At 74.1% G+C, this 10,150-nt stretch carries 5 protein-coding genes; 4 read left to right on the forward strand and 1 reads right to left on the reverse strand.

Features of this window, described 5'->3' with window-relative positions:
- Positions 1 to 102 precede the first annotated feature (102 nt).
- From I003_RS0125165 to I003_RS0125180, 4 genes are read left to right on the forward strand one after another with little or no spacing between them, the layout of a single operon-like run.
- Positions 103 to 1,626, forward strand: coding sequence for a cytochrome ubiquinol oxidase subunit I (locus I003_RS0125165; protein ID WP_027774045.1), 1,524 nt, complete (start codon positions 103 to 105; stop codon positions 1,624 to 1,626).
- A gap of 16 nt (positions 1,627 to 1,642) precedes the next feature.
- Positions 1,643 to 2,740, forward strand: coding sequence for a cytochrome d ubiquinol oxidase subunit II (cydB, locus tag I003_RS0125170; protein ID WP_027774046.1), 1,098 nt, complete (start codon positions 1,643 to 1,645; stop codon positions 2,738 to 2,740).
- Between the two features lies 1 nt (position 2,741).
- Positions 2,742 to 6,902, forward strand: a complete 4,161-nt coding sequence (gene cydC / locus I003_RS0125175) for a thiol reductant ABC exporter subunit CydC (protein WP_027774047.1) — start codon at positions 2,742 to 2,744, stop codon at positions 6,900 to 6,902.
- Positions 6,899 to 8,590, forward strand: coding sequence for a GAF domain-containing protein (locus I003_RS0125180; RefSeq protein ID WP_078564347.1), 1,692 nt, complete (start codon positions 6,899 to 6,901; stop codon positions 8,588 to 8,590). The genes cydC and I003_RS0125180 overlap by 4 nt, the downstream gene beginning before the upstream one ends.
- 50 nt (positions 8,591 to 8,640) lie before the next feature.
- On the opposite strand, the gene I003_RS0125185 is transcribed toward I003_RS0125180, so the two are convergent.
- On the reverse strand, positions 8,641 to 9,489 hold the full coding sequence (locus tag I003_RS0125185) for an HAD hydrolase family protein (protein WP_027774049.1): 849 nt from the start codon (positions 9,487 to 9,489) through the stop codon (positions 8,641 to 8,643).
- Positions 9,490 to 10,150 lie beyond the last annotated feature (661 nt).

Raw genomic sequence — 10,150 nt, forward strand, 5'->3', positions numbered from 1 at the left:
AGGGATTTCCCCCCGTATGCCATGCCGCCCCGGCCCTACCGCGGACCGACCGGCGCATGGATCACCGCAGTGCCGCGCCCGTGATCGCGGAGAGGAGTCCACGTGGATCTGGCACTCGCCCCGGAGACCCTGGCGCGCTGGCAGTTCGGGATCACCACCGTCTACCACTTCCTCTTCGTCCCCCTGACGATCTCCCTCGCCTCCCTCGTCGCCGGCCTGCAGACGGCCTGGGTGCGCACCGGCAAGGAGAAGTACCTCGGGGCGACGAAGCTCTGGGGCAAGCTGTTCCTGATCAATATCGCCATGGGTGTGGTGACCGGCATCCTGCAGGAGTTCCAGTTCGGCATGAACTGGTCGGACTACTCCCGCTTCGTCGGTGACGTCTTCGGCGCTCCCCTCGCTTTCGAAGCCCTGATCGCCTTCTTCTTCGAGTCCACCTTCATCGGCCTGTGGATCTTCGGCTGGGACCGCCTGCCGCAGAAGATCCACCTCGCCTGCATCTGGATGGTCGCGGCCGGCACCGTGCTCTCCGCCTACTTCATCCTCGCCGCCAACTCCTGGATGCAGCACCCGGTCGGCTACCGGATCAACGAGGAGTCCGGCCGCGCCGAGCTGACCGACTTCTGGCACGTACTCACCCAGAACACGGCCCTCGCGCAGTTCGCCCACACCCTCACCGCGGCCTTCCTCACCGGCGGCGCGTTCGTCGTCGGCATAGCCGCGTACCACCTCATGCGCGGCCGGCACGTCGCCGTCATGCGCAGCTCGCTGCGGCTGGGCCTGATGACCATGGTCGTCGCCGGGCTGCTGACCGCGTTCTCCGGCGACCGGCTCGGCAAGATCATGTACGAGCAGCAGCCGATGAAGATGGCCTCGGCCGAGGCCCTGTGGGAGACCGAGGGGCCCGCGCCCTTCTCGCTCTTCGCCATCGGCGACGTCGACAAGGGCCACAACCGGGTCACCCTGGAGGTCCCGGGCGTGCTCTCCTTCCTCGCCCACGACAACTTCTCCGAGTCGGTCCCCGGCATCAACCCCACCAACGAGGAGATGAGGGAGAAGTTCGACGACACGTTCGGCCTCGGCGACTACCGGCCCAACATCCCCGTCGCGTACTGGAGCTTCCGCTGGATGATCGGCTTCGGGATGTCCTCCCTCGGCCTCGGCGTCCTCGGGCTCTGGCTCACCCGCCGCCGTTTCTGGCTCGCCGGCCGGCTCCGTACCGGTGAGGACGAAGTCCCCAGACTCGCCCTCACCAAGGACCGCGAACTCAGCCCCCGCCTCGGCGGCTGGTACTGGCGACTCGCCTTCCTCACCCTCCTCTTCCCGCTCATCGCCAACGTCTGGGGCTGGATCTTCACCGAGACGGGCCGCCAGCCCTGGGTCGTCTACGGCGTGCTGCCCACCTCCTCCGCCGTCTCCCCCGGCGTCTCGCAGGGCGAGGTCATCACCTCGCTGAGCATCTACACGCTGCTGTACGCGGCCCTGGCCGTCATCGAGGCCAAGCTGATGATCAAGTACGTGAAGGCGGGACCGCCCGAACTCACCGAGTCCGACCTCAACCCGCCGACGAAGATCGGCGGCCACGACCGCGACGACTCCGACCGGCCCATGGCCTTCTCGTACTGAGGGGGGAGACCACGCCGTGGAACTGCACACGCTCTGGTTCGTCCTCATCGCCGTCCTGTGGACCGGCTACTTCTTCCTGGAGGGCTTCGACTTCGGCGTCGGCGTCCTCACCCGGGTGCTGGCCCGCGACCGCACCGAGCGGCGCGTGCTCATCAACACCATCGGCCCCGTCTGGGACGGCAACGAGGTCTGGCTGCTCACCGCCGCCGGCGCCACCTTCGCCGCCTTCCCCGACTGGTACGCCACCCTCTTCTCCGGCTTCTACCTGCCCCTGCTCCTCATCCTCGTCTGCCTCATCCTCCGCGGCGTGGCCTTCGAGTACCGGGCCAAGCGCCCCGAGGAGCACTGGCAGCGCAACTGGGAACTCGTGATCTTCTGGGCCTCCCTGGTGCCCGCGTTCCTGTGGGGTGTCGCGTTCGCCAACATCGCGCGGGGAGTGCCGATCGGCCCCGACAAGGAGTACACCGGCGACGTCTTCGACCTGCTCACCCCCTTCGCGCTCCTCGGCGGGCTGGTCACGCTCTTCCTCTTCACCTTCCACGGCGCGGTCTTCACGGCGCTCAAGACCGCCGGCGACATCCGGATGCGGGCGCGCCGGCTGGCCGCCGCCCTCGGTACGGCGACGACGGCGCTGGCGCTCGGCTTCCTGCTGTGGCTGCAGGCGGACACCGGCGACGGGCGGAGCCTGGTGACCCTGATCGTCGCCGCGGCGGCGCTGCTCTGCGCGACCGGCGCGGTGGGCGCGGGCCGGGAGGGGTGGTCGTTCCTCTACTCCGGAGTGGCGATCGTGGCCACGGTGGCGACACTGTTCCTCGCGATGTACCCGGACGTGATGCCGTCGTCGCTCAACCCGGCGTGGAGCCTGACAACGGAGAACGCGTCGTCGACGCCGTACACGCTGAAGATCATGACGTGGTGCGCGGGGATCGCGACGCCCGTGGTGCTGCTGTACCAGGGCTGGACGTACTGGGTGTTCCGCAAGCGCATCGGTACGCAGCACATCGCGCCGGAGGAGCCCGCGGTGGCCGCCGCGGGCGGTGCGGGCGGCGAGGGTACGGGCACCGGCGGTGCGGGGGCCGACGGGATGCGCACCGGCGGCGGAACGGGCCGGTGACATGAAGCCCGTCGACCCGCGTCTGGCCCGGTACGCACGCGCCACCCGGTGGTTCCTGCTCGCCGCGGTCGCGCTGGGCGCGGCCGGTGCGGGACTGGTCATCGCTCAGGCGGTGCTGATGGCGGAGATCATCGTCGGCGCCTTCGAGGACGGCCTGCCTGCCTCCGGTCTGCGTACGCCGCTGCTGCTGCTCGCGGCGGTCGCCGTGGGGCGGGCGGCGGTGAGCTGGCTGACGGAGCTGGCGGCGCACCGGTCGAGTGCGGCGGTCAAGTCGGAGCTGCGGATGCGGCTGCTGACGCAGGCGGTACGGCTCGACGGTCCCGGTGCTCCGGAGGGACGCGGCACGGCGGCCCCGGGGGCGCGGGGCGCGGACGGCCCGGGGGGAACGCGGGGCGCGACGGGACCGGAGGCGCGCGGTGCGGACGGCGCCGCCGGGGGCGAACTCCGTACCGGCGAACTCGCCGCACTCGCCACCCGCGGCATCGACGCCCTGGACGCCTACTTCGCCCGCTACCTGCCCCAGCTCGGCCTCGCCGTCGTCGTCCCGGCGGCCGTGCTGGCGCGCATCGTCACCGAGGACTGGGTCTCCGCGGCCATCATCGCCGGCACGCTGCCGCTGATCCCGGTCTTCATGATGCTCATCGGCTGGGCCACCCAGGCGGCCACCGACCGCCAGTGGCGCACCCTGTCCCAGCTCTCCGCCCACTTCCTCGACGTGGTCTCGGGCCTTCCGACGCTCAAGGTCTTCGGCCGCGCGAAGGCGCAGGCCGACAACATCCGCACCATCACCGCCGACTACCGGCGCGCCACGATGCGCACGCTGCGGATCGCCTTTCTGTCGTCGTTCGCACTGGAACTGCTGGCGACGATCTCGGTGGCGCTGGTCGCGGTCACCATCGGCATGCGGCTCGTCCACGGCGACCTGGACCTGTACACCGGGCTGGTGGTGCTGATCCTGGCCCCGGAGGCGTACCTGCCGCTGCGCCAGGTCGGTACGCACTACCACGCGGCGGCGGAGGGTCTGGCGGCGGCGGACAGGGTGTTCGCGGTCCTGGAACGGGGAGAGCCCCGGGAGGGGCCGGCCGACGCGACCCCGCCCACGTCAACCCCGCACACCCGCCCAAGGGTAGGCCGCCCCACCGACAGCGACCGCCCCACCGGCAGCGACCGCCCGGCCGACGACGAACGCCCCACCGGCAGCGACCAAACAGCCGCAAGCGACCGCCCGGCCGACGACAAGCGCCCCACCGGCAGTGAACGACCCGCCGCAACCGGCGCCGCCTTCCGCTCAACCCCGCACGCCCGCCCAAGGGTAGGCGCCCCCACCGACAACGCCTGCCCCGACGCACGCGCCGCCGAACTCGCCCTCGACGGCCTCGTCGTACGGCACGAAGGCCGGACCGAGGACTCCCTTCCGCGTACGTCCCTCACGCTCCGGCCCGGCGAGACCGTGGCGCTGACCGGGCCCTCCGGCGCCGGCAAGTCCACGCTCCTCGCCGCGCTCCTCGGCCTCGTACGGCCCGCGGCCGGCCGGGTGCTCATAGGCGGGCGTGACCTCGCCGCCCTCGACCTGCCGAGCTGGCACGCGCAGGTCGCCTGGGTACCGCAGCGGCCCGCGCTCTTCGCCGGCACCATCGCCGACAACGTCCGCCTCCCCCGCCGTGACGCCACCGACGCCGACGTGGCACAGGCACTCCGCGACGCCGCCGCCGGCGACCTCGACCCCGCCGCCGAACTGGGCGAGGGGGGCGCCGGCCTCTCCGCCGGCCAGCGGCAACGGGTCGCGCTGGCACGGGCGTTCCTCGCCGACCGCCCGGTGGTCCTCCTGGACGAGCCGACCGCCGCCCTCGACGGCGACACCGAGGCAGCCGTCACCGCCGCGATCGCCCGGCTGGCCCGGGGCCGCACGGTGCTGCTCGTGGCGCACCGCCCCGCGCTGCTGGCGGTGGCGGACCGGGTGGTGCGGCTGGGGGAAAGCCGTGACCCGGTGGCCGCGGGCGTGCGCGCCGTACGGGCCGCGGCGAAGGCGGCGCCGGCGGAGGTGGCCCGGCCCGCGGCCGTGGCGGAGGTGGCGTCCGCGCGGGTGGCTCAGACCACGCCGGCAGGTGCGGAGGCGCCGGCGGAGGCGGCGGTGCCGGCGGGCGCGGCGGAAGGGCCGCGGCCCGCGCCCGTACCGGGAGAGGGCGCCGGGGCTGCGTACGCACCGGGCAGCGGGCCGCACGCGCCGGAGCACCCGCCCCGGCACGGCAGCGCACCCCGGTACAGCAGCGCGTCCCGGCACGGCAGCACGCTCCGCAGCAGCACCGCCCGCGGGCGGCTGGCGCTTGCCGCACTGCTCGGCGCACTCGCGCTCGCGTCCGCCGTCGGGCTCATGGGCGTCTCCGGCTGGCTGATCTCCCGCGCCTCCGAGCAGCCGCCCGTGCTGTACCTCATGGTCGCCGTGACCGCCACCCGCGCGTTCGGTATCGGCCGCGCCGTCTTCCGCTACGCCGAGCGCCTCGTCTCCCACGACGCCGTGCTACGGATCCTCGCGGACCTCCGCGTCGCCGTGTACACCCGGCTCGAACGACTCGCCCCCGCCGGGCTCGCCCCGCACCGCCGCGGCGACCTGCTCACCCGGCTCGTCGCGGACACCGACACCCTGCAGGACCGTTACCTGCGCTGGCTGCTGCCCGTCTCCGCCGCCGTCCTGGTGGGCGCCGCGTCCGTGGGAACGGCCACCGTGCTGCTACCGGAGGCGGGCGCCGTGCTCGCGGCCGGGCTGCTGGCGGCGGGTGTGGGGGTGCCGGTGCTGGCCGTGGCCACCGCCCGGCGGACGGAGGCCCGGCTCGCGCCGGCGCGCGCGGCTCTCACCACGGAGGTCGTCGACGTCCTCACCGGCACCGCGGAGCTCGCCGTCGCCGGCGCCGTGCCCCGCCGCCTCGCCGCGCTCCGCGACGCCGACCGCCGGCTGACCCGTATCGCCGCCCGCAGCGCCGCCGCGCTCGCGCTGGGCGCCGGACTGTCGGCGCTGATCTGCGGGCTGACGGTGGTGGGGGCCGCGGCGGCCGGGGCGCAGGCCGTACACGAGGGGCGGCTGGGCGGCGTGTGGCTGGGGGTGGTGGTGCTGGGGACGCTCGCGGCGTTCGAGGCGGTGAACGGGATGCCGCTGGCGCTACAGCAGCGGGCCCGCGTGCGCCACAGCGCCGCCCGCATCGACGAGATCCTCGACGCGCCGCCGCCGACCGCGGAGAGCACGGGGCAGCCGCCGGCGGATCCGTTCCCGGTGACGCTGACGGGGGTGTCGGCGCGCCATCCGGGGCAGGCCGGGCTTGCCCTGGACGGCGTGGATCTGACGCTGACGCGGGGGCGGCGGGTCGCGGTCGTGGGTGCGTCGGGGTCGGGGAAGACGACGTTGGCGCACGTGTTGCTGCGGTTTCTGGATCCGGCGGCGGGGGCGTACCGACTGGGCCGCGGAGGGGCGGAGACCACCGCTGACGCTCTCGCCTGCGACCCCGATGCCGTACGCCGCATCGTCGGCCTCTGCGCCCAGGACGCGCACATCTTCGACAGCACCCTGCGCGAGAACCTCCGCCTCGCCCTCCCTCCCGGCCGGAACGGCACGGGCGGTACCCCGAACGGCACGGGCGGTACCCCCGGCGGCGCCACCGACGACGACCTGCGCGACGCCCTCGCCGCCGCCCGGCTCCTCGACTGGGTCGAAACCCTCCCCCGCGGTCTCGACACCCCGGTCGGCGAACACGGCGCCCGGCTCTCCGGCGGCCAGCGCCAGCGCCTCGCACTGGCCCGCGCGCTGCTCGCGGACTTCCCCGTGCTCGTACTCGACGAACCCGCCGAGCACCTCGACCTGCCCACCGCCGACGCCCTGACCGCCGACCTCCTCGCCGCCACCGAGGGCCGGACGACCGTGCTGATCACGCACCGGCTGACCGGGCTGGAGGCGGTGGACGAGATCGTCGTGCTGGAACGGGGCCGGGTGGTGCAGCGCGGCACGTACGCGGAGCTGGCGGAGGCGGACGGTCCGTTCCGGCGCACGCTGGTACGCGAGCGGGCGCACCCGTCCCCGTACCCGTACGGGGAGACGGACGGCCGCGGCGGACCCGCGGTGGCCGACAATCCCGACTTTCCCTGCCAAGAGCCGCTTATTACCCTCAGGGCATGACCGCTGCCGACTCGATGGACGCCGCCGCCCGCGCCACCCGCGGACTGCAGGGGGTCTCCGGCGAGCTGGCCGAGCGGGTGACGCAGTTGCTCGCCGCCATGCGGTCCATCGGTACGGGGCTGCAGCTTCACCCCACGCTCGACGTGATCGCGCAGACGGCGGCGGAGCTGGCGGGGGCGCGGTACGCGTCGATCGTGGTGATCGACGAGCAGAGCGGTGATCTGGACGAGTTCGCGTCGTACGGCGTGGACGAGGTGGACCGGGCGCGTCTCGACGCGATCCCGGACGCGCCGGGGACGACGCTGACGGTGCCGATCGACGTGGACGGGCGGTACTTCGGGGACCTGGTGCTGGCGGAGAAGCGCGGCGGCGGGCGGTTCCTGGACGACGACGTGCACCTTGTCCGGATCATCGCCACCGAGGCGGGCATCGCGATCGGCAACGCGCGGCTGAACCTGCAGGCGCGGCAGCGGGAGCGGTGGATCGACGGGGCGCACGCCGTGACGACCGCGCTGCTGTCGAGCGCGGATGCGCGGGATGCGCTGGGGGTGATCGCGGAGCAGGCGCGGGGGCTCGCGGACGCGGTGGCGGGGGTGGTGCTGCTGCCGCGTTCGGGGGTCGATGCGGCAGGCGGGGACGCCGGTGGCGGGGAGGTACGGGGCGCGAGGGGCGACGGGGCCCGGGGCCCGGAGTGGCTGGAGGTCGTGGCGGTGGCCGGGGAGGGGGTGGACGACCTCGTGGGGCGGGTGCTGCCGTCGTACAGCCCGACGGTGCAGGCGCTGCTCGCGGGCAAGGAGGTGTTTCTCGACGACGCCGCCGCCGACCCGCGGGCGGTGAGCGACGGCGCGGAGCGCTTCGGGCCGTGCATGATGCTGCCGCTGCGGAGCGGGAAACGGGTACTCGGCGTGCTCTCGCTTCCGCGGGCGCCGGGCGCACGGCTGTACCGGGAGACGGAGAAGCAGTCGGCGACGCAGTTCGCGGGGCAGGCGGCGCTGGCGCTGATGCTGTCGGAGGTGCAGCGGGACCGGGAGCGGCTGGCGGTGTACGAGGACCGCGACCGGATCGCGCGGGACCTGCACGACCTGGTGATCCAGCGGCTGTTCGCCACGGGGATGCAGTTGCAGGGTGCGAAGCGGCTGGAGCCGGCGCCGGAGGTGCGGCAGCGGATCGACGCGGCGGTCGATGCGCTGGAGCTGACGATCGAGGAGATCCGCGGCACGATCTACGCGCTCCAGCAGGAGCCGGAACAGGCACCGACAGGGCTGCGGGCGCTGGTGCTGCGGGAGGTCGCGACAGCGGCGGGGCCGCTGGGGTTCCAGCCGTCGACGAGCTTCGTGGGGGCGGTGGACGAGCGGGTGGACGAGCGGATCGCGCGGCACCTGCTGGCGGCGCTGCGGGAGGGCCTGTCGAACGCGTCGCGGCATGCGGGGGCGGGGCAGGTGGGGGTGGTGATCGACGCGACGGCGGAGCTGCCGGACGGTCGCGACGCGGTACGGCTGACGGTGGCGGACGACGGGCGGGGGCTGTCGCCGCACGGGCGGCGGAGCGGGCTGCGGAACATCGAGCGGCGGGCGGAGGAACTGGGCGGTCGGGCGACGTACGGGCCGGGGCTGGGGGACTGCGGCGGGGGGACGTCGCTGATCTGGGAGGTCCCGCTGACGGAGCCGGACGGCGAGGCGGGGGCGTAGAGGGGGAGCGAGCGGGGGCGTAGAGGGGGACGGGGCGGGCGCTCCGGGCCTCACATGCCGTGCAGCAACTGCTCGATGACCAGCGCCACGCCGTCCTCCTCGTTCGCCGCCGTGCGGTAGGTCGTCGCCGCCAGGACCGCGGGGTGGGCGTTGGCCATCGCGTACGACCTGCCCGCCCAGGTCATCATCTCGATGTCGTTCGGCATGTCGCCGAAGGCGACGACCTCCTCCGCGGTGATCCCCCGCGCCCCGCAGTAGCGCTCCAGCGTGCTCGCCTTGCTCACGCCGAGTCCGCTCACCTCCAGCAGCGCGCTCGGCGTCGACCGGGTGAACTCCCCGTACGCGGCAGCCCCCGCCCGCGCCGCGTGCAGGAACTCGTCGGCCCCGATGTCCGGGTGGTAGGCCAGCAGCTTCAGCAGCGGGTCGCCCGCGCGCTCCCCGTCCTCCGCCAGCAGCCGCTCCACCGGCGCTATCGGCCCCGGCCCCCGGTGCAGCGGGTACCCCGCCTCGCGCCCGAAGCCGCCCGTGTACTCGACGGCGAACGCCGTACCCGGCGCGACGGTGTGCAGCACGCCGACGATCGTCAGGGCGTCGGCGATCGGCAGCGGCCAGACCTCGGTCACTTCGAGCCCGCGGTGCAGGTCGACGACCGCGGCGCCGTTCGCGCAGATCGCCATCCCGTGCCCGTGCACGTGCTCGGCGACCAGGCTCATCCACCGCGCCGGCCGGCCCGTGACGAACACCACCGCCAGCCCCGCCGCCTCGGCGTCGGCCAGCGCGGCGACCGTGCGGGGGGAGACGGTCTTGTCGTCGCGCAGCAGAGTCCCGTCGAGGTCTGTGGCGATGAGGCGGGGACGGATCGTCGGAGGAGGGGAGGCGGAAGAGGGGTCGTCGGTCACCGGGCCATCATCGCGTACGGCCTTGGAAGACCGCACAGGCGTACGGTCAACGCGACACTCGCGGGCCCCGGAGCGGGCGCGCCGGGCGGACGGGGGCGACGGCCCGGCGCCGGGCCTGGCCGGTCGCGGGACGAGGGCCGGGCCGGTCACGGACGGGGGCGCGCCAGGGCAGATCGGCGCCGGGTGGTAGCCACCCACGAACGCTCCCGGCAAGGCTCGCGCGGGCCGGTGCGGCTCATGTACGGGGACGGTGAGGACGCCAGCCCCGCCTGCAGGACGCCCCACCGGAAGAAACTGGCCGTAACCCGGGGTAACACCCCCCGATCCGGCCCGATCCACGCCCTGAAGCCCATACTCCGCCCAGCCAGACGCACCAACCCGCCCAGCCCACGCACGTCACCACCCAGTCGGCCCGGAAGGCGAGCTACCGGCACAAACTCACCGCGACAGGCCCACCAACCAGGTCAAATCGCCCACGGGCCCGGACTTTTGCCCACCCACGCACGCCCCGCGACCAAGCAGACCTCACGAAACCCACCCCGCCCAGCACCGGGCCACCCCCGTCTACCGGGCGGATCGGCGATCGGGGCACGCCCAGCTCCGGTAGTCCGGCCCTCGCCCACCGGCACATCCGCGACCCGCACAAGCCCAGCACCGGGCT

This window comes from Streptomyces sp. CNQ329, from assembly GCF_000482585.1.

What these genes read in the sequence shown, in the direction of transcription:
- I003_RS0125180 (WP_078564347.1), top strand. Translation starts at nt 6,899, where the DNA reads ATGACCGCTGCCGACTCGATGGACGCCGCCGCCCGCGCCACCCGCGGA.
- cydC (WP_027774047.1), top strand. Translation starts at nt 2,742, where the DNA reads ATGAAGCCCGTCGACCCGCGTCTGGCCCGGTACGCACGCGCCACCCGG.